This window comes from Blautia sp. AM23-13AC (genome assembly GCF_003435675.1).
GTDB classification, from domain to species: domain Bacteria; phylum Bacillota; class Clostridia; order Lachnospirales; family Lachnospiraceae; genus Fusicatenibacter; species Fusicatenibacter saccharivorans.
This window is the reverse complement of the sequence record NZ_QTUL01000006.1, coordinates 1-23,523: the sequence shown is the minus strand read 5'-3', so window position 1 is coordinate 23,523 and position 23,523 is coordinate 1. Positions and strand designations below refer to the sequence as shown.

Below are 23,523 nucleotides of genomic sequence, written 5' to 3'. Positions count from 1 at the left end.
CAGTCGTGAAAATCTAATAAAGAACAGGATGGGAAAAGTCATATGTTAAGAATTGGTCTGTTAACAAGCGGCGGAGACTGCCAGGCATTAAATGCGACCATGCGCGGAGTCGTAAAAGGCCTTGCAAACAATGTAAAAGATCTCGAAGTATATGGATTCATGAACGGCTATAAAGGCCTCATCTACAGCGATTACCGCATGCTCAGTGCAAAAGATTTTTCCGGTATATTAACACAGGGAGGAACTATTCTCGGAACCTCACGTCAGCCGTTTAAGCTGATGCGTACCCCGGATGCAAACGGTCTGGACAAAGTGGAAGCAATGAAGCATACCTACCACAAGCTCCTTCTGGACTGCCTTGTCATTCTTGGCGGAAACGGAACCCAGAAAACAGCAAACCTCTTGAGAGAGGAAGGACTGAATATTATCCATCTTCCGAAAACCATCGATAATGATATCTACGGAACGGATATGACCTTCGGTTTCTACAGTGCCGTCAATATTGCATCCGATGCGATCGACTGCATCCATACAACAGCCTCCTCTCACCAGAGAGTTTTTATCGTAGAGGTTATGGGTCATAAAGTAGGCTGGCTGACTCTGTACGCCGGAATCGCAAGCGGCGCAGACGTTATCCTGATTCCGGAAATTCCATACGATATTGAAAAAGTATGCGAGGCCATCAACAGACGAAAAGAGCGCGGAAGCGGATTCACCATTCTTGCCGTTGCCGAGGGTGCAATTGCAAAAGAAGACGCAGCACTTCCGAAGAAAGAGCTGAAAAAACGTCAGGAAGAAATCGCAAAGAAATACCCGTCCGTATCCTACAAGATCGCAGAAGAGATCGAGGCAAAGACAGGCATGGAAATCCGCGTCACCGTACCGGGCCACATGCAGCGAGGCGGCAGCCCGTGTCCGTATGACCGTGTCCTTTCCACAAGACTCGGATCTGAGGCAGCACAGCTTATTCTGGACAAACAGTACGGCTACATGGTCGGAATGGTCAACGGAAAAGTAAAGAAAATTCCGCTGGGCGAGTGCGCCGGAAAATTAAAGACCGTAGATCCGAATGCACAGGAAGTCCTGCAGGCAAAACGGATGGGAATCAGCTTCGGCGATTGATGCGTTCCCGAAAAAGGCAAGGAAAAAGAACGGAGGCCTTAAAGCAAGAAGAACAAGGTCTCCGTTCTTCTGTTGCACTGCTGTCCAAAAGAAACTGCCGGCGGCAGGCTTCCATGCCGATGCAATAAAAGGAGAAAAATTTTATGAGCTATACTGCTCTGTACCGAAAATTCCGTCCTTCCACCTTTGAGGATGTAAAAGGACAGGATCACATTGTAACAACATTAAAAAATCAGATCCGCGCGGACCGCATCGGTCATGCGTACCTGTTCTGCGGAACCCGCGGAACAGGAAAAACGACGATCGCCAAGATTCTCGCCCGCTCGGTCAACTGCGAACATCCCGTGGACGGAAGCCCGTGCAACGAATGTCCGACGTGTAAGGCGATTCTGGCGGGCGTTTCCACGAACGTCATCGAGATCGACGCGGCATCGAACAACGGTGTCGACAACATCCGTGAAATCCGTGAGGAGGTAGCCTACCGGCCGACACAGGGACGGTATAAAGTCTATATCATCGACGAGGTGCATATGCTTTCTACCGGAGCGTTCAATGCACTCTTAAAAACCCTGGAGGAGCCGCCGTCCTATGTCATCTTCATTCTGGCGACCACAGAGGCAAACAAAATCCCGGTGACGATCCTTTCCAGATGCCAGCGGTACGATTTCCGCCGCATCACGATCGACACCATCGCGGCGCGTCTTAGTGAACTGATGGAAAAAGAGGGCGTGGACGTCGAAGAAAAAGCCATCCGCTACGTCGCAAAGGCGGGCGACGGCTCCATGCGAGACGCGTTAAGCCTCCTGGACCAGTGCATCGCCTTCTACCTCGGGCAGAAGCTGACGTACGATAAAGTCCTTGAAGTTCTCGGAACTGTTGATACCGAAATCTTCAGCCAGATGCTCCGCACGATCCTCGCCGGGGATGTAACGGGAAGCATCCGCACGCTGGAAACCCTTTTAAACCGCGGAAAAGAGCTGGGACAGTTCGTTACCGACTTTACGTGGTATCTGCGGAATCTGCTGTTGGTAAAAAGCGCAGATGAAACCGAAGAACTGCTCGACGTCTCTACAGAAAACCTGAAGCTTTTAAAAGAAGAGAGCACGATGGTAGACGATGAGACGCTGATCCACTATATCCGCGTTTTATCCGAGCTCTCCGGCCAGCTCCGCTATGCGGCGCAGAAGCGCGTGCTCGTTGAGGTGGCGCTCGTCAAACTCTGCAAACCGCAGATGGAGCAGAACCTCGAATCCGTGCTGGAGCGTCTTAGGATTCTCGAAGAAAAAATGGAGCGCGGAATCCCGATGATGGTGACAAATGCACCGGGAGCAGGAAACGGCAGTGCAGGAGGCTCCGGAGCGGCCGGAGACGGCTATGCGGCGGCAGAAACACCGCAGAATGCACTGGCACCAGTGAAAGCCGCACCGGCGGATTTACAGCGCATCAGCGCGTCCTGGAAGGCAATTGTCGGCCAGACAAGCGGCATGTTCCGCCAGTTTCTGCAGAGCGCCGTTCCGAAATACAACAGCGAGACGGGCGACGCCAAACTGTTTGTTGAGTTTGCAGACCAGCTCGCATCCATTTACGTTGAGCGGCCGGAGGCAGCCGATGAGATCCGCACCATTATTGAACAGATGACTGGAAAAACCGTAGAGGTCCAGCTCATTTTAGCAGACCAGCATGCAAACGCCGCGCTCTCCACGATTTCCGTGGATGATGCACTGACGCAGGCGATTCATGGAATCCCGGTCGAGGAGGACGACGAGAGCGACTTTGACGACGGGGAAGAATAGATTAAAAACAAATTTTTCAGGAGGATATTACCATGGCAAAAAGAGGAGGATTTCCGGGAGGAATGCCGGGCAACATGAACAATCTGATGAAGCAGGCTCAGAAAATGCAGAAGCAGATGGAAGAGAACCAGAAAGCACTGGAGGAGAAAGAGTTCACTGCGACAGCAGGCGGCGGAGCCGTAGAAGTAACCATTTCCGGTAAAAAAGAAGTAACCAAAGTTAAAATCAGCGAAGATGCCGTAGATCCGGACGACGTAGAAATGCTCGAGGATCTGATCATGGCAGCAACCAACGAAGCACTGCGCAAAGTTGAGGACGAGGCAGCCAAAGCTATGGGCAAACTTGCCGGCGGACTCGGCAGCATGGGCGGAGGATTCCCGTTCTGATGGATTACTACAGCGGATACATCAATCAGTTGATCGAGCAGCTGTCCCATCTGCCTGGCATCGGTGTGAAAACCGCACAGCGGCTGGCCTTTCATATTATGAATATGCCGGCCGACCAGGCAAAACGGCTGGCCGATTCGATCACAGAAGCAAAATCCCACGTCCAGTACTGCAAGTGCTGCCAGACCCTGACCGACAAAGAGCTGTGCCCGATCTGCGCAAATGTCAAGCGCGACCACAGCGTGATCATGGTGGTGGAGACGACGCAGGATCTTGCGGCATATGAAAAAACCGGAAAATACGACGGCGTTTACCACGTCCTGCACGGGGCCATCTCCCCGATGCTGGGAATCGGGCCGGACGACATCCGGTTAAAAGAGCTGATGCAGCGCCTCCAGGGCGATGTCTCGGAGGTTATCGTTGCCACGAACTCCAGCCTGGAGGGCGAGACAACGGCCATGTACATCAGCAAGCTGATCAAGCCGACCGGCATCAAGGTGACGCGGATTGCAAGCGGCGTTCCGGTGGGCGGCGATCTGGAAAATATTGATGAAGTCACCCTTCTGCGTGCGTTAGAGGGCAGAACGGAGCTGTAATTATGGGCAGAAAAAAAGTGACATCCAGTGATGTCGCAGCAGCCTCAGGCGTATCCCAGGCGACGGTCTCCATGATCCTGAACCGGCGGGAAAACGTTTCGTTCTCGCGGGAAACAGTAGAAAAAGTGGAGGCGGCGGCAAAAGAGCTGGGCTACCAGATTCCGCGGCGGAAGATGAGAAGAGAGTCGAACGGCAACAAGCTGATCGTCGTCTTCTGTCCGACGCTGACGAATCCTTACTATGTGATGCTGCTGCACGGCATCGAAGAAGTTGCAAAAGAGAAGAATTACGGGGTATTTGTCTGCAATACGCAGAGGGACCTGAAAATCGAAGAGAATTATCTTCGGATGATGAAGAGTGTGCGCCCGCGCGGAATTATCTACACCTGCAATCCGAGCAGAAGCTGCAAGGAAAAAGTGGAGGAGCTGGCCGCGGAGATTCCGCTTGTCATCATCAACAACCGAGAAGAGCTGCTGGAAATTGATGCGGTCGAGCTGAACAATGCAAAACCCGGCAGGCTGATGGCACGCCACCTGCTGGAACTGGGACACCGGCATGTGGCGTTTGTTTCACCTCCGCTGACTTCCAAACAGGGCCAGCGCCTGAAACGCGTGGAGGGCTTTGTGCGCGAGTTTGAGGAGGCAGGATACGGCGACGGCGTGATCGTCAAATCGGCGGATGAGGACCTCGACGAGGTGATCCCGAGCATGGATTCTGAGTACAAGATGGGCTATTATCTGACGAAGGAACTGCTGCGGGAGGACAAGAACCTTACGGCAATCGTCGGCATGAATGATATGATCGCGTTCGGGATCATGGACGCCGTGCTCGAGAGCAAACTGCGCATTCCGGCGGATATTTCCGTAGTGGGATGTGACAACACCGTCTATTCCAGCTTCCGCTCGATTTCCCTGACGACGATCGACCACTATGTGCCATTGAAGGGCCGCGATGCGTGCGATATCATCCTGCGGAAAATCCAGTCTCTTCGGGAAAGCCAGGACGGCAATGAACCCTTAAGCACGTATCATGTCGAGTATGAACCGAAACTGATCGTGCGGCGCAGCACTTCGTATGCAAGAACCGAAAAATTAAAAAATAAATAGGACGGCTGAAATTATTATTAATAATTTTGAATAAAACAGCTCCGGCGCAAACCGGGAAAACACAAAGAAAAGGAAAAACCGGAAAAAATGAGAAAAAATCCGCCAGAGTAATTTATAAAATAGTATTTATAAATAATAAAATTAATTAATAAAAATGAGGCCGACTTGACGGAAAAACCAAACATATCTATACTGGAGATAACAGAAAAACGGAGCCGTTCTGCGGAAAACAACAGGCCCCGAAACCTTACGAAAGTATGAATATGGGAGGAAAAACAACATGAGATTTTTCATCGACACAGCAAAAGTAGAGGACATTAAAAAAGCAAACGACATGGGCGTTATCTGCGGCGTTACCACCAACCCGTCCCTGATCGCAAAAGAAGGACGTGACTTCAAAGAGGTCATCAAAGAGATCACCGAGATCGTAGACGGACCGATCAGCGGCGAGGTAAAAGCTACCACAACAGATGCAGAAGGCATGATCAAAGAAGGCCGTGAGATCGCAGCCATCCATCCAAACATGGTTGTTAAAATCCCGATGACCGTAGAAGGACTCAAAGCTGTTAAAGTTCTGAGCGCAGAGGGCATCAAGACAAACGTAACCCTGATCTTCTCCGCAAACCAGGCACTTCTGGCTGCAAGAGCAGGTGCAACTTATGTTTCCCCATTCCTTGGAAGACTCGATGACATCAGCACCCGCGGCGTTGATCTGATCCGTGAAATCGTTGAGATCTTCGACGTAGCCGGCATCGACACCGAGATCATCGCAGCAAGCGTCCGCAACCCGATCCACGTAACCGACTGCGCACTGGCTGGTGCAGACATTGCAACTGTTCCATACAACGTAATCGTACAGATGACCAAACATCCTCTGACCGACGCCGGAATCGCAAAATTCCAGGCTGACTACAAAGCTGTATTCGGCGAATAAGACCTAAACATGATTGCATAAAAGCTGGAAATATGGTATTGTGAACAAAGTGAACAATAGCGATATTTCCAGCTTTTGATTCCGATTCAACTAAACAAGGAGAAAAGACATGAACAAGTTAGAACTTCAGAAGACGGCCAATGAGATCCGCAAAGGGATCGTCAGCGGCGTTCATGCAGCAAAGGCCGGCCATCCGGGCGGATCTCTGTCTGCAGCCGATATTTTCACGTATCTGTATTTTGAAGAAATGAACGTGGATCCGAAAAATCCAAAAGATCCGGACCGCGATCGTTTTGTACTTTCGAAAGGCCACACAGCGCCGGGACTCTACGCAGCACTGGCTGAAAAAGGTTACTTCCCGAAAGAAGACCTGCTGACCCTTCGTCACCTTGGCTCTTACCTGCAGGGACATCCGGATATGAAACATATCCCGGGCGTTGATATGTCAAGCGGTTCCCTCGGACAGGGAATCTCCGCAGCAGTCGGAATGGCACTCGGTGCAAAACTGCAGAACAAAGCATTTCGTGTTTATACACTTCTTGGCGATGGTGAAATCCAGGAAGGTCAGGTCTGGGAGGCAGCTATGTTTGCCGGAGCAAAACATCTGGACAACCTCGTTGTGATCGTAGACAACAACGGACTTCAGATCGACGGAAACGTAGCAGATGTCAACAGTCCGTACCCGATCGACAAAAAATTCGAGGCATTCAACTTCCACGTAATCAACGTAGCGGACGGCAACGATTTCGATCAGCTGAAAGCTGCATTTGATGAGGCGCGCACCGTAACAGGCATGCCGACCGCCATCATCACAAAGACCGTAAAAGGAAAAGGCGTTTCCTTCATGGAGAACCAGGTAGGCTGGCACGGAAAAGCTCCGAACGATGAAGAATACGCAATTGCTATGGCAGAACTGGAAAAGGCAGGTGAAGCGTTATGTCAGAAGTAAAGAAAATCGCAACAAGAGAAAGTTACGGTAATGCACTGGTTGAACTTGGCGCAGAGCATGACAATCTGATCGTACTCGACGCTGACCTTGCAGCAGCAACCAAGACCGGTGTGTTCAAAAAAGCATATCCGGACCGTCACATCGACTGTGGTATCGCAGAATGTAATATGATGGGAATCGCTGCCGGTCTTTCCACCACAGGCATCGTTCCGTTCGCAAGCACCTTCGCGATGTTTGCCGCAGGCCGTGCGTTTGAGCAGGTGCGCAACTCTATCGGATACCCGCATCTGAACGTAAAAATCGGTGCTACCCATGCCGGAATTTCCGTAGGAGAAGACGGCGCAACACATCAGTGCAATGAGGATATCGCCCTGATGAGAACCATCCCGGGCATGGTCATCCTGAACCCGGCAGATGATGTAGAGGCAAAAGCCTGCGTGAAAGCAGCTTATGAATACAACGGACCGGTTTACCTTCGTTTCGGACGTCTGGCAGTGCCGGTGATCAACGACAGACCGGATTACAAATTTGAGCTCGGAAAAGGCGTTGTTCTCCGTGAAGGCAAGGATGTCACCATCGTTGCAACAGGCCTTTGCGTAAGCTCCGCTCTGGAAGCAGCAGAGAAACTTGCAGCAGACGGCATTGATGCCAAGATCATCAACATCCACACCATCAAACCGCTGGATGAGGAGCTGATCGTTGCAGCAGCAAAAGAGACCGGCAAAGTCGTAACCGTAGAAGAGCACTCGGTGATCGGAGGACTTGGAAGCGCAGTCTGCGATGCACTGGCAGAGAAATGCCCGGTTCCAGTGAAGAAAATCGGTGTACAGGACGTCTTCGGAGAGTCCGGCCCGGCAGTCGCTCTTCTTGCAAAATACAAACTCGACGGCGAGGGCGTTTACGAGCAGGTAAAAGAGTTCTGTAAATAAGATTTTTCGAAATAAATGACAAAAGAAAACAGGCAGAGGCCACACCGGAAAACGGTGTAGTCTCTGCCTGTTTTGTTGTCTGCAGTTTTTCTTAAAGCAGAAGTTCGCTTGTCCCAGCCGCCTCAAGTTCCCGGCAGGCGAGCAGGATTCCCTGCGAGATGGATTCCGCCATATGGAAAATCGTGGCAAGCCGGGTTGTCTGCAGAAGAAGCTGTTCAAAGCTGCCCGATACATTCACAATGCCTGTGATAAAAATATCCCCGACCTCGGGCAGCGTCTTCCCTGCCCCCGCGCCTGGCCGGATCGCCCCGTTTCCGATCGTGATGTATCCCTGATGACGCCGCGAACCAAGCGAAGCATCGATCGCAACGAGCAGTGCCTCCGGGTGGCGGGAATGGATGTACGAAATCCGGTCCGGTAGATTCAGGGCGTGCACCGGGTCATCCAGCGTTCCGTAGACATGAAAAATGCGGCTGCAGTACGGCGAAAGCTGGTACCCGATCAGCGGTCCTAAGGAATCCCCAGTGATCCGGTCGCTTCCGATGCAGAGAAATACCAGTTCACGGAACATGCGTCCGTCCTTTTGAATGCAGTAAGAAAACAGCGACGCCAGCTCTTCGCTGGCGCTGCGGCTTCGCTCATTGATGTAGTAAACTTCGGCGTCTTTTTTTCGAAACATGACCGGTACCTGCCTTTCAGAAGAATCATCCACAGTTTAACCGTATATGGTATAAACTATTCCTGCAATGAAAAAAACATGACATGCCCTCCGGTGCAGAAAAACGGGAAAACAGTCGGAAAAAACCGTGACAGCCCTGCCCCAAAACGATCTTTTTCGCGGAACATCCGTGATAAAGTAGGCAAAAAGGGGTGAAAAGCATGATTGAGATTGTCTATAAAGAAAACAAAGAGCAGGCGAACGGCAACGAGGGATACTTTCATCTGCCGAAAAATATCCGCCAGGTCGGTGATACAAACGGCAGGGAGCGGATTTATCTGGAAGATTATGTCGGAACCTTTCTGAAAAAATATTTTTCCGCACCAGAGGGACGTGCCGCCATGCTGTTCGGCGAATTTAAGTGGGCGGACGGAATTTCCTACTTTTTTATCCGCAGCGCGGCCGCGATTCATACGATGGAGCCGGCGCCGGATCACCTGGTCTTCGATGATGCAGTATGGACGGAGGTCCACGATGTGATGGAAAAATATTTCAAAAACCAGCAGATCCTCGGCTGGGCACTTTCTCTTCCGGGATACGGGGAGGATCTGAATGAACAGATCATCCGAGCGCATCTGAACCACTTCGGCGGAAATGACAAGACGCTGTTCCGCGTCAACGGACAGGAAAAAGAGGAAACCTTCTATACGTACGAGGGCGGCACCCTGCGGAGCACGGGAGGCTTTTACATTTATTATGAAAAGAATGAGCCGATGCAGTCGTATCTGATCGATCAGAATCAGAACCGGTCGATCGAAAACGGAGAGAGCGTGCCCGACCGCGCTGTCAGCGATTTTCGGAAGATGATTGAGGAGAAGAGCGGGGAGGAGCCGGAACACGATCACAGAAAGCCGATCCTCTATGCGATGACAGCATGCGCGGCTGCGGCGCTTCTTGTGACGGTGACGCAGAAATACGGAGATGCGCTGCCGTTTCCGGGGAAAACAAAGGAGCAGACGGTAGCAGTGGCGGGAAACGTACAGGGAGAGAAGACACAGACGGCGGAGAGTGCAGCGGAAGCATCAGCGGCGGAAGAGGGAAACACAGGGGAAAATACTTCGACACCGGAAAGCACAGGAACGGAACTGGAAACGGAAAATGAGAGCGGGAGCGCGGCGGTAAGTGAGGAGCAGAATTTATCCGGAACGGATCCGGCAGGCAGCGGAGAGCAAAGCACATCCGGCGGGGAGCAGACTGGTGCAGCGGAGAACAATACCGGTACGGCGCAGACAGATCCAGCACCGGGAGCAGAGCCATCGTCCGCCCCGGTAACTGCTTCCGGCAGTGAGACGGCAGAAACCGCCGCGCAGGTCTGGCAGGAGTACACCGTACAGAAGGGGGACAGCCTCTCGAAAATCAGTGAGAGATATTACGGAACGATGAGCAGAGTGAAAGATATCTGCGAACTGAACCAGATCGCGGTGGAAGATCTCATATATGCGGGGCAGAAAATATACCTCCCAAAATAGAGAAAAATATGGTACACTAGAGCGGAATCAAACTGCGGCCGAAAGGGCGGCAGAAAATAAGTCCGAAAAGAACATAAGGGGAATGAAAATGGACGGAAAAAACAGAGAAGAACAGGAGAACGGAGCAAAAGTCCGGGATCTTGAGGAGTATAAAGCAGAAAACAGAAAAAGAAAACGCAGACGCCGGATCACCGTTGGAATCCTTGCAGGAGCCATTCTCGCGGCCGGAATTGGTACAGGGGTATGGCTTCAGCTGCGTACTTTTCAGGGATACGACACAGTACAGGCAACAGAGACCGAGGACACCGATACGTATATGTTTCAGAAATCCGGAAATAAGATCGTGCGCTACGGTATCGACGGCATCGAACTGCGCGACCGGAAAAATCAGATCCTCTGGAGCGATCATTATACCATGGAAAATCCGCAGATGATATCCTGCGGCGATGCAATTGCCATTTACGATAAAAACGGAACCAAAATTGTTGTATACGATGCCGATGGAAAGGCCGGCGAAATTACCGCGTCGTATCCGATCGTGAAAGCATCCATTGCAGGCCAGGGCGTCGTTGCGGCGATTCTGGAAAACAACGGGGAGAGCTGGATCAAATACTATAATACCGATGGAACGGAGATCGCCTCCTCTCACCCGAACATGGACAGCCCGGGCTATCCGATGGATCTCTCACTTTCTGCGGACGGACTCTGGATGGCGGTTTCCTACGCTTACGAAGACGGCGGCAAGATGAAATCACAGGTCGCTTTCTACAATTTCGGAAGCAGGGGCGAGGATCTGGTGGACAATCTTGCAAGCTCATCGAGCTACACCGATATGCTGTGCCCACAGATCGAAACCGCGGGAACATCCTCATGGGTTGCCTTCTTTGACAACGGCTTCCGCGTTTATGAAGGAACAAACAAGCCGAAGGAAACGGTGAGCGTATCGGAAGATGGAGAAATTTTAAGCTGCGCGTATGCGGACGACCGCGTGGTTCTGATTCTGCGCGGGGAGAGTGACGATCATCCTTACCGGATGAAAATCTACAATCTGAAAGGAAAGCAGCTTGCGGATGAAAATCTGGATTTCTATTACCAGAACCTTCAGATAGAAGAAAAACAGATTCTGCTGACGAACCGGCAGGAGCTGTGTGTATATACCTTAAATGGAAGAAAGAAGTACAGCGGCGTGGTCAGCGAAACACAGATTCACGAGATCCTCGGCATGGGGCAGAACCGGTATCTGCTCGCGGAGGAGGACGGCGTTTCGATGATCCGGCTGAAATAGGAGAAGAAAAACATGAATTGGCTGAGATACGTATTACTTGCGGTGTGTATTCTTTCCGCGCTGGCTGGATATCGAAAGGGGCTGGTCCGGACAGTGCTGTCCATGGTGTCCCTGATTCTGGTGACAGGACTGGCGATCTGGATGAATCCGTATGTGACGGATGTGCTGAATGAGCGGACGGAGCTGCCGCAGTATGTGGAGAAGAAATGCTTAGAGACATTTGAAAACAATGAATTTCTGTCGGGGGAAAACCAGGATGTGCAGAAGAAATGGCTGGAGAGCATGGGCGTGCCGGAGGAGCTGGTGAACCAGATTCTCGGAAGCGGCGCGGTGCGGGAGTACCAGGAGGAACAGCTGCACAGTTTGGCATCCTACGCGGCGAAGGCGGTATCGGAAAAGATTATGAAAGGGATTGCTTTCTTTCTGACGCTGGTGCTTGCCGTTGTTTTCGTGACGATTGCGGTGAAAATTGTGGAATTGATTGCGGAGATTCCGGGGATCAGCTTTTTGAACCGCATGGGAGGAGCAGGACTTGGTGTCGTGCGTGCGGTGCTGTGGATCTGGATTTTCTTTGCGGTGGTGTACTGCTTTCAGGCGACACACTGGGGGAATGTATGCATGAAGCAGATCCAGGGCGATATGGCGCTGGCATGGATTCGGGAGAATAATCCGGTGCTGATGCTGTTGAAGAATGTATTATAAGATGAGAAAAAACGGTTCCTTGTGGGGCCGTTTTTTGGTGGGAGGGGGGACGAGGAAAAGCGGGCGTCGTGTGGGCGGCGGATGCGGTGGGAGGGGAGAAACGTGCCGGGGTGCGGGGCTGTGATTTGGGTGGGGCGGAGACCTTGGCGTGGATGGGACGGAACGGGGGAGCACCGAGACAATTCGTCAGGAAAACTGATGTTTTCCCGACTCAGTGTCTCTTGAAATCCGGCTTTGTGAGCCGGATTTCATCTCCCCCGTTCCGTCCCGTCCGCGTCAGGTTCCGCTCCCACCCAAATCAATGCCCCGCGCCCCGGCACGTTTCTCCCCTCCCACCGCATCCGCCGCCCACACGCCGACCGCTTTTTCTCTGAAGTTGAGAGCGGAAGAATCTGCTAGATAGAAGGGGATAAGAATGGAAATGAAAGAACAAATAGGATATTAGTGGAAAAAGTTGAGAGTTGTGGAAAATATGGGGGTTGAACTGATATGAAAAGAAATATCTATAAATATACGTATTTATATAAAAAAAATTACATGTTTTTGTGAAAAAAATATTTATGTGAATTTATAATGAATAAAAACTGAAAATATGTACAAAAAGCACATTGAAAAAAGAAGAAATATAGATATAATGTAAGTATGTAGACGAAAAAGAAAAGCTGAACAAGACTATTTGCATATGAAAAATAAAAAAAACGATGGAAAATATGTAATTATAGATGACGGGACAGCAGGGGGACTGTTTCTGAGTGAGAATGAATACTATGTTGATGAGAATAAAAAAGTTGTTTTGTGCAATTCTGAAAAAAAAGATAATCTGTTTAGAAAGAGATATAAACTAACACATGGCGATAAGTGTTATAGTATCATCAAATATTTTTGCCCAGAGGTAGAATTTATCTCTATAAAAATTATGGAAACAGGGGAAAGAGGTAGCATTGATTCATTCAAAGCGGCGTTAGAATGGTGCTTAAAAGAAAAGATAAAACTTGTGCATATGAGTGTTGGAACAACAAATTATATAGATGCAAAAAAGATAGAAAATATTATAAAACAAATGGTTTCTAATAAAATGATATTATGTGCAGCGCTATCAAATACAAACTTTCCTACATGGCCGGCATGCTTTGATGGGGTTTTCGGGGTAAGAAATTATATTGCTAAATTGCAGGAAAAAGAAATTTCGGTGTCTAAATCATTTCCTTTTTCGGAAATGAATTCGATACAGTTAAATTTTGATGACGTTTTAAAGAAGATTGTTGGGAAAGAATACAAATCAAATAGTTTTGCAGCTCCGATTATTACTGTGCTTTTGATATGTTATTTAAGGAAAAATAAAAAAGGTTCATACCAAGATGCAAAAAAATTTATTATGAATCATATAAACAAATGTATCTATGAAAAAGAATTGGAATGGAATGGGATTGTGAATAATAAAGCGTGGTCAATTCCGATAATTTTAACACGTACTGTTATTGGGGCAAAGTTGTTATATGAGTGTTTTGGGAAGGAAGACTATGAGTGTATAGTATTAACATCAGAAAAGAACCTAAAAGAGTCTTGCGTGGCAGAAATTCCATTAGAATTTTATACGCATGGGAATGTGACAGAGACGTTAATAATGGCAGTAAATACAATATACAATCCAGATGTGCTTATTATTCAAACGGATAAAAATATATTTGAAAGTAATAGTTTGATAGATTTTGAGGTTTTTGATAAAAAAGGATGGAATGTGAAAACAAGGATGGAGCAAATGCAGTTTGAAAATTGTTATAACGCATATAAATGGATAATAATGCAACTTTTAGACGACTAAAATTTACTGGATTACTTTTGCGATCGCAATGGGTAATAAAATTATGCTCGAAGGGAGGTATTCAAATGAAGAAAACGCTTAAAAAGAAAGAACATAAGGGAAGAAATAATGTGAGTGTTTATGCAAATGGACCGTGTTCATGCACATGCTTTTCTACGTGTGGGTCTGCCTATGTTCAGAAAGCTCAGGCGCAGAATCAGTTATACACAAGTGTATTTGGATCTAATGCTAATCACTAAAATGTAAGAAAGATGAGGGTTGCTACAGTGTTAATTAGTGGTAGTCCTCATTTTAATTAGAGGATAAGTTTAAAAGTTGATTTAAGCATTATAAAAAATCGTTTAAGAATATGGCTAGAAGTATTATAGATCCTTTGAAATAGCGTTTGTTAAAATGTTGATATGTTTGTTGTAGAGTAAAAATGCTGACAATAGTAGATTTGATGAAAGAGAATAGAAATGATAGAAGAAAAAGTGAAAGATATATTAAAGAAATATAGAAATTTAGAACAGAAAAAAGACTGGAAAAATCAAAAGCTTTTAGGAAATGATCTAAAATTCAGCGCAAGAGATTTGATAAATGTATATGTGGAGTTAGAAAAAGAATTTGATATTCATTTTAAGGAAAAAGATATTGTGGCTGGAAAATTTGATACATTTGATGACATAATAAAATTGATTAACAAAGAAATAGCATATAAAACAAGAGGAAAAGAACATGCATAAACCATTTATTCATTGTTTCAAAACTGCAAAAGAATATTATGTATATGATGTGAATACTGATAAAATTATTCAGGTGTCTTTCGAAACATATAATTTTTTGGAAAACAATATTTGGGATGAAAAAGCGGAAAGAGAAATAGAAAAGCTAATAAATGAAGGATATTTGAAAAGAACGCGGGTAGAAGAGGTAAAACATTTTGCTACGGACTTTTTAGAATCTTATTTAGAAAATAGAATGAATCAGTTAGTTTTGCAAGTGACACAAAAATGTAATTTGCGTTGCAGTTATTGTGTTTATTCTGGTGATTACAAAAATAGAAATCATAGTCAAAAAGAAATGAGCTGGGAAACTGCAAAAGAAGCAGTAGATTATTTGTATGGGCATTCGATGTCTAGCGAAGACATATATATATCATTTTATGGCGGAGAGCCATTATTAATGTTCAGATTGATAAAAGAAGTAGTTGAGTATGTGAAGAGAGAATATTGCCAAAGAACGGTACATTTTAATTTGACCACTAATGGAACGTTGTTTACACCAGAAATTGTTCAGTATTTTATTAAAAATAATATACAAATTATGTTTAGTTTGGATGGGCCTAAAGAAGTGCACGATAAAAATAGAATATTTGCAGGAAGTAATAGAGGATCATTTGAAAAATTGAGAGATAGCATGAAAATGATATATAGTATGGACAGAAAATATTATAAAAAAAATGTGTCTTTCAACACAGTGTTAGATCCCCAAAATGAGTTAAGAACAATATATGAGTTTTTGGATAAAGATAGGCTGATTTCGAAAAATTTGAGTAGAATATCTGTTTTGAATGATAATTATACGGATAAACAATGTGAATTTAGCGGAGAATTTGTTGAAGAACAGGAATATGAATATTTTAAATGTTTTCTTTCAAAATTAAAACGAATTAATGAAAAATTTGTGGCTAGAGCAGTAAAAGAAGAATTTGATAATGAAATGAGAGAAATTAAACAACATGAGGAAAAAATGCAAGAAGAGATTTCAAAGGTAAATCATCATAGTGGTCCCTGTATTCCAGGCGCGAAAAAAATTTTTGTAACAGCAGAAGGAAATATATATCCGTGTGAGCGAGTGAGTGAAATATCAGAAGTTTCCAAAATAGGTGATATAAAAAAAGGAATAGATAAAAACAAAGTGTTAAATTTGCTAAATATAGAACGATATTCGCAAGACCGGTGTAAGGATTGTTGGGCATATCAACATTGCACAATTTGTATAGCATGTGCAGATGACACTAAAAATATTTCAAATAAAGAAATAGAAAAACATTGCTGGAAGGTTAGAGGGGGATTTGAAGAGGCAATGAAAAATTACTGTACTTTAAAAGAACTTGGTTATAAATTTGAGGAGTATGAATGAAAATGTTAAAAAGAGTAGGTATATTTCCGGTAGATCAAGAAAGTATAACACTATTTGAGAACATACATGAATGTAGATATGGTGAAATTATGCATATTGCTTCAATAAAAGCATGGGGACTTTGCGGGAAAAAAATTCAACGTTGTGATGGTAGTGAGATAATAATAGAGGAGGGAATAGGTAATATTATAAAAGAATGTGAAGTGTTAATTCTTCTTGAAAGTTGGCACGATGCATCGCCTGAATATATAAAGAGCGTGGTGAAAACAGCAAAGCAGAAATCCATAACGATAGTTTCTATTAATAATATCAGGAACAGTTTAGAGATAGATCAGCATTATGAAAATGTCGTTGTTGCTAAAAAATTAAAAATTCAAAAAAAGTGTGACGATTTAAGAGTAAGAAAGATAAATATTCCGGTTATTTGCGTTTTGGGTTTGACACAAAATAGTGGAAAATTGAAAATGGAATTAGAACTGCAAAAATGTTTGAAACAAAAAGGATATAAAGTTGCAGCAATTGTTTCTGGATTAAATGGATTAATTGGGAAAGATACATTTTGCTTTGAAAAGAAATATTTAAATGGGAAAAATAGGAATGAAGAGATAATTATAAATATAAATGCGGCTGTAAAGCGGTTAGAACAAGATTATGATATTGTAATTGTTGGGATACCAGGAGCATGTCTCTCGTTTAATCCACAATATTCTAATGATTTTGGCATTACTACACAATTGTTTATGTGTGCAATAGAACCAGATTATAGTGTTTTGATGCTACCATATATGCGCTATGAAGAAGCGTTTATTAGTCATGTTAAAGATGAGGTTCAAAAAAGATATGATATTACAATTAATGATATTGGAATATCAGAATTTGCAATTGATATGGATGCGAGTTTTGAACAAAAAAAGATGTGTTTTTTAAAATTAATTGACAAGGAAAGGGATTTTGAGCATTTGAAAAAAATATCAGTTGTTGATATTAAAAGTGATTCTCAAATAGAAAAATTGAGCGATAGGATTATTTGGACACTTGAAAATTAAACATAAGCTTGTCGCATTTTGAAATATATAGGGGGAAGAAAGAATATGTTGAAAAGAGCAAGCAGAAAATTAAGAAGTACTCCTGCGAAAACATTGATGTATATCATACTGTTTTTAGTACTTTTCCTGGCGATATTTTCTATGCTGATGATTGGAATTGCAAGTGGAAATAAAGTGAAAAGAGCACAGGAAACATTGGCCAACTCTATTACTCTGCGCGGGCCGGCCGAGGGAGAAGCTGGAAAATCATGTACTGTATATGCGATCCCGTCCGCAATCGTAGAAAAGTTCATTGACAGCAATTATGTTCAGGGGTACACCATGGAAGCGGGAACATATTGGCTTGATCCGGTGGATACGGAAACATATATCAGCGAGGAGACACAACAGCGCCTAAAAGGTTATCTGAAAGATTCAGGCATGTATACGATGACGGCTGTTGGAACACTGGACTGCGCATACGATACCTATTTTCTGGCAAAGGGTTACAGGATTGTGGAAGGAAGCGGACTGAGCTACGGAGAACGGGGCAAATACGAAGCTGTGGTAGGAGAAAAATACGCCGAAAAAAATCATCTCCATGTGGGCGATACTGTTAAATATAAAATGGAGCAGGGAACGATCGAATACTATAAAGTAAGTGCCCCGGAAGAAATTAGTTTCAAAATTCGAGGCATTTACAGAACTCCAGAGGTTTATCAGTCCGATTCCGTTGTGAATGACTGGCACAATAATTTAATTTTTATTCCACTGGATATTTTCTGCGAGTATTCTATGAAAGCATTAAAAATTCAAAATGTGGGATTTAATACAGTTACGGTCTATTTGAAAGATACAAAATCAGTTGAACCATTCATAGAAGAAACAAAAAACAAAATAAAAATAGGAAGTGTGGATGATGTTGTACAGACCGATGAAAATGGAATACGTTCCAGCGTAAAGCCAATGGTAATATCACAGCAGGATTTGGAATCTGGAGAATGGTCCTATCAGTTGATTCGAAACAAGGAATGGTATGAGATGGTTGCGAAACCTGTTGAAAAATTGAATCGTCTGATAGGATATATGATCGTAGGATTTGTGACTGCCGGAATTTTACTGTTCGGCATTCTGACCAGCCTGTCAGTCAAAGGGCGAAAACGTGAGATTGGAATTTTACTTTCGATGGGGGAACACAGAAAAAGGATTTTAGGACAGTTCGTTTTGGAGAATTTGGTTCCGGTTTTGATTGCCCTGGTTTTTGCGGCGCTGTGTGCGACACCAACAGCAGAGTATTTCGCAGATCGGATGATTTCGAATCAGGCTGAGAAAGTGGAGCAGGAAAATGAAGATCTGTCGGGAAATATTAAAAACGCGCTCCCGACAAGCGAAATAGCTGCGTATGAATCAACGGGAGTAACTGTTGATACGGATTTGTCCATTGAGTGGAACTGGAAAATCATGACGGGGATGATTCTTGGTATTTTAGATCTTTTCCTTTTGATATTAATTCTGCAAGTCGGCAAAATAACTAGAGAAAGCCCGGCATCTATATTGCTGGACAGAAAGTAGGTGTTCATGAAGAAAAAAAGAATGATAATGATCGTAGCGATGGTTCTGGTGCTGGTATGGCGGGAAGACGTTTTTGCAGTGGAATCTGGAACGACACAGGTTTCGCTACAGGCAGACTGGCTCCAAGAGGGAGATTACCAGTATAGCGTGGAAGAAGATGAAACTGTAACTTTACGAAACTATATCGGGACGGAAAGCGTGATTGTCACACCGAAAGAAGTAGGTGGGAAAGAAGTGACGAGAATCGGAGATTCCTGCTTTTTGAGAAAAACGGATCTTCGGGCAGTGCAGATATCCGAAGGCATTGTTGAAATCGGGGAATCTGCCTTTGCGGAAGATGGTCAGTACAGTGATACAACTGCTGGGTTTATCAGCATTGTAATGCCAAAAACACTAAAAAAGGTAGGAAAAAGCGCATTTCAGGGAACTAGAATCACACAGATTTATTTTTATGATGGTTTAGAGAGCATTGGTGATAATGCCTTTATGTATTGCTCTTCTTTGTCAAAAATACGGATTCCAGATAGCGTGGAGAAAGTAGGACAATTTTTATTTTTGGGAGCTGGAAAACCCTATGAAGAAAGTCAAGATAGTGCGATGAAGATTTTTGGCGGAAAAATAGCGGAAGAACTTGCAAAAGATAATCAAAGAGCCGAATATGGTGGTGAAGAAATGCAGGAAATTTCGATCCAGTATTGGCTTGAGAAGAAGGAGAATGAAACGAAAGAAGAGGTTATAGGACAAAAATATTTTGATAAAAATGATACAGGCTTTGAAAAAGTATTTTTTAAGGCTCCTTCGAGTGGAGAAAAGCAAAGTGGGAAAATAGTCTGGATGGACATATTTCTTGGGGTGTGTATGGTTGGACTAATAGGAATCAGTGTTTGCTTAAAGGATTAAAAATATTATATTTGTGAACAATGAAGAAAATAATAGAGAATAATAAATGTTTATATTTTTTAAAAGAGTTACTCAAATATAAAAAAGAAATAGGTATTTTGAGTATAAGCACTATTGTTTCTACAGTAACTGTATTTCTGCAACCATTATTGATAAAACAGATCACAGACATCGGAATACTCGAAAAAAATATGCCCCAAATTGTTAATGGAGTAGCCGGTTTATTTGTTTGTGTGCTGGTATATTTAATGATTGAAGTTGTGCAGGCAAAAACTTTTGCAGAAATACATAATTCATTCTATAAGAACTTGTATTGCAATGTATTTCGAAAATTATTGCATTTAAAAAAACATTATTTTCAAATGAAAAATAGTATGGAAATAGTGCAAATGTTACAATGCGATGTATCTCAGGTTGCGTCTATGACAGATAGATATGTAGTGATGAGCTTTTCGTATGTTTTTCGTGTAATTAGTGGACTTGCTGGACTTATGCTGTTGAGTCCTGAACTGTTATGCATTGTAGTGATAGTAATTCCAGTGAAATACGTGTTAGTAAAATGTCTTGCTAAAAAGCGTGAGAAAAACATGAAAATGTATATTCAAGTTGAGCAACAATTTGGAGGATGGCTTGGCGATACAATTAATACTGTGGAAGAAATTAAATTGTGGAATCTATATGAATTAAGAAAATGCGAATTTTTAAAACAGATTTGTAAATCGTTAGCGGTTGAAATGAAAGGAACCATGATTGAGACATGGAATATTTTTGGGGATGCTGTTTTAGAGTGGGGTGTAACAATTCTTATTTATTTAGTTGGTGGATATTTGGTGTTCGTGGGAAAAATTTCCATAGGTTCAGTTTTTGCTTTTGTTTCTTATTCTAGTTATGTTACAAGACCGGTAAATAGTTTAATTGATCTGCGTATGCATTTTGCAAGTGTCAAACCGTCCGCTGAACGACTTTATACATTTTTGAATATGGAAGAGGAACGAAGTGGAAGTAAAAGAGTGGAAAAAGAGATTTCGCCAATATTAGAATTTAAAAATGTGAGATTTCAGTATACAAAGGATAGGGAAGTGTTAAAGAAAGTATCTTTTAAACTTGAGCCGGGAGAAAAAGTGGCTATTATTGGAAAAAATGGAAGTGGAAAATCAACAATTTTGGAATTACTATTACGATTTTATGAACCGGAAGAAGGAGAAATTTTATGTAATGGTGAAAATATAAAAGTGCTAAAATTATCAGAATACCGAAGCCTTTTTTCTGTTGTGAGTCAGAAATCAGCGTTGTTTTTGGGGGACATTGTGCAGAATATAGATTTGGAGGGGAAAGCAGACAGACAAAAACTGAATGAGGTACTAAGGAAAAGTGGCGTGAAAAAATACTTGCAACGTTTTCCAGAAAAAGAAAAAACACAAATAGGAGATGATGGAGCATTTCTTTCAGGAGGAGAAAGACAAAAGCTTGTGGTTGCACGGGCACTATTGAAAGATGCGCCGGTTATGCTTTTTGATGAAGCGTCCAGTGGATTTGATGTAGAAGCCAATGAATATCTTTATAAAATTATAACAGAAGAAATGCCGGAAAAATCTGTGATTTTTATTACACATCATTATGATAAACTGGAAAAATTTGATAAAGTATATTTGGTAAAAGATGGGTTTCTTACGGAAGTGAGAACTGGAAAAATGTAGAGGCGACTAGATTATAGTAGAAAGGAACAATATGGCAGAACTGGAATTAAAAGAGGTAAGCTATTTTTACGAGAGCGGCGGAAAGAGAATTGATATTTTGGATAAAGCCAGCTATTCATTTGAGAAGGGTACTCTTTACACGATTGTTGGTCCTTCTGGATCGGGGAAAACAACGACGCTGACTTTGGCGGGTGCGCTGGAAGAACCTAAGAGCGGCTGCGTGTGCTTTGAAGGAAAAGATATCCGGGAAATTGGCTATACAAGATATCGAAACAGCAAGATTGGAATTGTGTTTCAGGCGTATAATCTGCTGCCTTATCTGACCCCGCTGGAGAATGTGCTGGCGGCAATGGAAATTACGTCAAATCCGATTAAAAACAAAAAAGAACGGGCGCGGGAACTTCTGACACGAATGGGAATTACAGAAGATCAGATGAACCGCAATATCAATAAACTTTCAGGAGGCGAACAGCAGCGCGTAGCGATTGCGCGTGCGATTTCGACAAATGCAGAGGTGATTCTTGCGGATGAGCCGACGGGAAATCTGGACGTTGATACGGCGGCTGGCATTGTGAAAATTTTCAAAGAGCTGGCTCATGAAGATAAGAAATGTGTAATAGCAGTTACACATTCGGAAGCATTTGCCGCGGAGGCAGATGTGGTGGTACGGCTGGAAAAGAAAAAATTGCAGGATTAAACATGAGGGGGAGGGAAAGTTTTTATGAACTGGATCAAAAGAGCATTTCGCAGTATTTCTTATCATAAAAAAAATACAATTCTGATGTTTTTAAGTTTCCTGATTTTATCCATCCTGATCCTGTTTGGCTTATGTATCCGCGCGGCAAGTCGGGAACGGATATGGGAGATTCGGACGAGCATCGGAGGAAGCGTGCTTGTATCGAATGAGCGTCAGATATACAGTGAAGAGCCGCGCGGTGTGAATTCGATTTCACATCAAAAATATTTGGAACTCTGCGCTGATGAAAGAATTCGGTTTGGCAGCTGTAATACGGTGACAGCTGCTCTGGCGGATAACTTTACAGCTGAAATTATGGACGGACAGGAAGAAAATGGAACAGAAAATATTTATGTGGAGGGATCATCTGATCCTGTCGAGTATTTTAGTTCTGTTTCTTCTGTAGTTACACTGATTTCGGGACATGTACCGCAGAATGCAGAAGAAGCGGTAGTCAGTGATGGGATTGCGGAACGGAATGGACTGGGAATAGGAGATACCATAGCTGTTCTTTCACCATACACAAAGGAGCGGTATACATTTAAAATCAGTGGTATTTACAGTACGAACGAGGCAGCTTACAGTGGAAATGTGGTATATAATAACCCAGCAAATGCTATCTATACCCTGGATACACCAGTTTATGAGATGAATGAAAATGATAATGTAAAAGAAATTACATTGCAGTTGAAGGACCCGGAAGAAGGAAGAGCGTTTGCTGAAGATGCGAAAAAAATGCCGGAATATATCAAAGAAGAATATGATATGGACTATACGGTAAATGTTTCAGCTTATAAAGCGGTGGCCGACAGCCTGAAGAGCCTGGCAGGGATTTCGAATCTCATGGTGATAGTTTCCGTAATCCTTGGAACTATCACATTAAGTTTTTTGATTCTTATGAATTTGCGGGATCGCATGTTTGAGATTGGCATTCTTCTTTCTGTTGGAGAAACAAAGATGCGGATTATGCTGCAGATGTTGATGGAATCTTTTTGCCCGGTATTGCTGGCAATTACAGCGGGGGTAATTTTTTCTTATCCTTTGGCGAATGTGATAAAAATAGCTGTAGATCTTTCGAACGGTGTGCAGGCTGCAATTAAGACACAGCAGATTATAATATTGTATCTTTGTGGAATGGGGGTTGTGCTGGCTTCTTCTATGGTTATGGTATACCAGATTGTACGATATCAGCCGAAAAAGATTTTGATGATGGAGTAAAAAAAGAAATAGTCAGATAAAATACTGAATATGCAGAATTGACCGTATTTTTCTAAAAATAAGAAAATTCGAAAAAAGGTGTTGACTTTTGCTTTCGGGGGTGTTATTATAACTAAGCTGTCAGCGAGAGCTACAGTGAATGAGTTCTTTTGAAACAGAAAAACCTAGTTCGGAGCCGGGTGGCTGCCGCGGGTTGCAAAACTACTTCAAAAAAACTTGAAAAAAGTTCTTGACAAAAGCGAATGAGTTTGATAAAATAAATGAGTTGCTGATCGAGAGAACAGCAGGGAACAAAACGTTCCCGGGAAGTTCAAAAGAACTTCGAAAAATAATTTAAAAAAGTTCTTGACAAACGAAAAGCTCTGTGATAAAATAAATGAGCTGATTCGAGTCGGAACAGCAAAGATCCTTGATAATTAAACAGTGAAACACATCCTCGA

Annotated in this window: 21 protein-coding genes; 20 read left to right on the top strand and 1 reads right to left on the bottom strand. The window is 43.8% G+C overall.

From position 1 onward, the window contains the following. The first annotated feature begins 42 nt into the window (after positions 1 to 42). The 8 genes from DW642_RS08485 (at position 43) to DW642_RS08450 (ending at position 7,815) form a co-directional block, all read left to right on the top strand. Complete coding sequence (locus DW642_RS08485; protein ID WP_022463267.1) at positions 43 to 1,122, top strand: 6-phosphofructokinase; 1,080 nt, start codon at positions 43 to 45, stop codon at positions 1,120 to 1,122. A gap of 143 nt (positions 1,123 to 1,265) precedes the next feature. Further along, complete coding sequence (gene dnaX / locus DW642_RS08480) at positions 1,266 to 2,915, top strand: DNA polymerase III subunit gamma/tau (protein WP_117509902.1); 1,650 nt, start codon at positions 1,266 to 1,268, stop codon at positions 2,913 to 2,915. A 32-nt stretch (positions 2,916 to 2,947) separates the two neighbouring features. Beyond that, entirely contained in the window at positions 2,948 to 3,301 is a 354-nt protein-coding gene (locus tag DW642_RS08475) for a YbaB/EbfC family nucleoid-associated protein (RefSeq protein WP_022463269.1), read from the top strand. Next, entirely contained in the window at positions 3,301 to 3,897 is a 597-nt protein-coding gene (gene recR / locus DW642_RS08470) for a recombination mediator RecR (RefSeq protein ID WP_022463270.1), read from the top strand. The genes DW642_RS08475 and recR overlap by 1 nt, the downstream gene beginning before the upstream one ends. A gap of 2 nt (positions 3,898 to 3,899) precedes the next feature. Beyond that, positions 3,900 to 5,003 carry a LacI family DNA-binding transcriptional regulator gene (locus DW642_RS08465; protein ID WP_022463271.1) on the top strand — a complete coding sequence of 368 codons (1,104 nt, stop codon included), beginning with the start codon at positions 3,900 to 3,902 and terminating at the stop codon, positions 5,001 to 5,003. A gap of 280 nt (positions 5,004 to 5,283) precedes the next feature. Beyond that, the gene (fsa, locus tag DW642_RS08460) at positions 5,284 to 5,937 is read left to right on the top strand and encodes a fructose-6-phosphate aldolase (protein ID WP_022463272.1); all 654 of its coding nucleotides are present in this window, start codon (positions 5,284 to 5,286) and stop codon (positions 5,935 to 5,937) included. 109 nt (positions 5,938 to 6,046) lie between these two features. Then, complete coding sequence (locus DW642_RS08455) at positions 6,047 to 6,886, top strand: transketolase (protein WP_055219293.1); 840 nt, start codon at positions 6,047 to 6,049, stop codon at positions 6,884 to 6,886. Beyond that, complete coding sequence (locus DW642_RS08450) at positions 6,874 to 7,815, top strand: transketolase family protein (protein ID WP_022463274.1); 942 nt, start codon at positions 6,874 to 6,876, stop codon at positions 7,813 to 7,815. The genes DW642_RS08455 and DW642_RS08450 overlap by 13 nt, the downstream gene beginning before the upstream one ends. A 91-nt stretch (positions 7,816 to 7,906) precedes the next feature. On the opposite strand, the gene yyaC is transcribed toward DW642_RS08450, so the two are convergent. Continuing rightward, on the bottom strand, positions 7,907 to 8,494 hold the full coding sequence (yyaC, locus tag DW642_RS08445; RefSeq protein ID WP_055226856.1) for a spore protease YyaC: 588 nt from the start codon (positions 8,492 to 8,494) through the stop codon (positions 7,907 to 7,909). A gap of 200 nt (positions 8,495 to 8,694) precedes the next feature. On the opposite strand from yyaC, the gene DW642_RS08440 reads away from it, so the two are divergent. The 12 genes from DW642_RS08440 to DW642_RS08385 all read left to right on the top strand — a co-directional run bounded on the left by DW642_RS08440 (position 8,695) and on the right by DW642_RS08385 (position 23,083). Beyond that, positions 8,695 to 10,002: a LysM peptidoglycan-binding domain-containing protein gene (locus tag DW642_RS08440; RefSeq protein ID WP_242991157.1), complete on the top strand. Its 1,308-nt coding sequence runs from the start codon at positions 8,695 to 8,697 to the stop codon at positions 10,000 to 10,002. Positions 10,003 to 10,090: 88 nt separating this feature from the next. Then, complete coding sequence (locus DW642_RS08435) at positions 10,091 to 11,287, top strand: DUF5711 family protein (protein ID WP_117509901.1); 1,197 nt, start codon at positions 10,091 to 10,093, stop codon at positions 11,285 to 11,287. Positions 11,288 to 11,299: 12 nt separating this feature from the next. Continuing rightward, entirely contained in the window at positions 11,300 to 11,989 is a 690-nt protein-coding gene (locus DW642_RS08430) for a CvpA family protein (RefSeq protein WP_055226862.1), read from the top strand. 682 nt (positions 11,990 to 12,671) lie between these two features. Beyond that, positions 12,672 to 13,811, top strand: coding sequence for a hypothetical protein (locus DW642_RS08425; protein WP_055226864.1), 1,140 nt, complete (start codon positions 12,672 to 12,674; stop codon positions 13,809 to 13,811). A 458-nt stretch (positions 13,812 to 14,269) separates the two neighbouring features. Then, a complete protein-coding gene (locus tag DW642_RS08420) occupies positions 14,270 to 14,536 on the top strand; it encodes a hypothetical protein (RefSeq protein WP_055226866.1) in 267 nt (88 codons plus the stop codon). Further along, positions 14,529 to 15,935: a Cys-rich peptide radical SAM maturase CcpM gene (gene ccpM / locus DW642_RS08415; protein WP_055265672.1), complete on the top strand. Its 1,407-nt coding sequence runs from the start codon at positions 14,529 to 14,531 to the stop codon at positions 15,933 to 15,935. The genes DW642_RS08420 and ccpM overlap by 8 nt, the downstream gene beginning before the upstream one ends. Positions 15,936 to 15,937: 2 nt before the next feature. Then, a complete protein-coding gene (locus tag DW642_RS08410; RefSeq protein ID WP_055226872.1) occupies positions 15,938 to 16,981 on the top strand; it encodes a DUF1611 domain-containing protein in 1,044 nt (347 codons plus the stop codon). A 141-nt stretch (positions 16,982 to 17,122) separates the two neighbouring features. Then, a complete protein-coding gene (locus DW642_RS08405) occupies positions 17,123 to 18,532 on the top strand; it encodes an ABC transporter permease (protein ID WP_158554998.1) in 1,410 nt (469 codons plus the stop codon). A 6-nt stretch (positions 18,533 to 18,538) separates the two neighbouring features. After that, complete coding sequence (locus tag DW642_RS08400) at positions 18,539 to 19,432, top strand: leucine-rich repeat domain-containing protein (protein ID WP_022463281.1); 894 nt, start codon at positions 18,539 to 18,541, stop codon at positions 19,430 to 19,432. Between the two features lie 20 nt (positions 19,433 to 19,452). After that, on the top strand, positions 19,453 to 21,129 hold the full coding sequence (locus DW642_RS08395) for an ABC transporter ATP-binding protein (RefSeq protein WP_055226874.1): 1,677 nt from the start codon (positions 19,453 to 19,455) through the stop codon (positions 21,127 to 21,129). Between the two features lie 31 nt (positions 21,130 to 21,160). Next, positions 21,161 to 21,826, top strand: coding sequence for an ABC transporter ATP-binding protein (locus DW642_RS08390; protein ID WP_055226876.1), 666 nt, complete (start codon positions 21,161 to 21,163; stop codon positions 21,824 to 21,826). Positions 21,827 to 21,850: 24 nt separating this feature from the next. Further along, entirely contained in the window at positions 21,851 to 23,083 is a 1,233-nt protein-coding gene (locus tag DW642_RS08385; protein ID WP_055226878.1) for an ABC transporter permease, read from the top strand. The last annotated feature ends 440 nt before the right edge of the window (positions 23,084 to 23,523 follow it).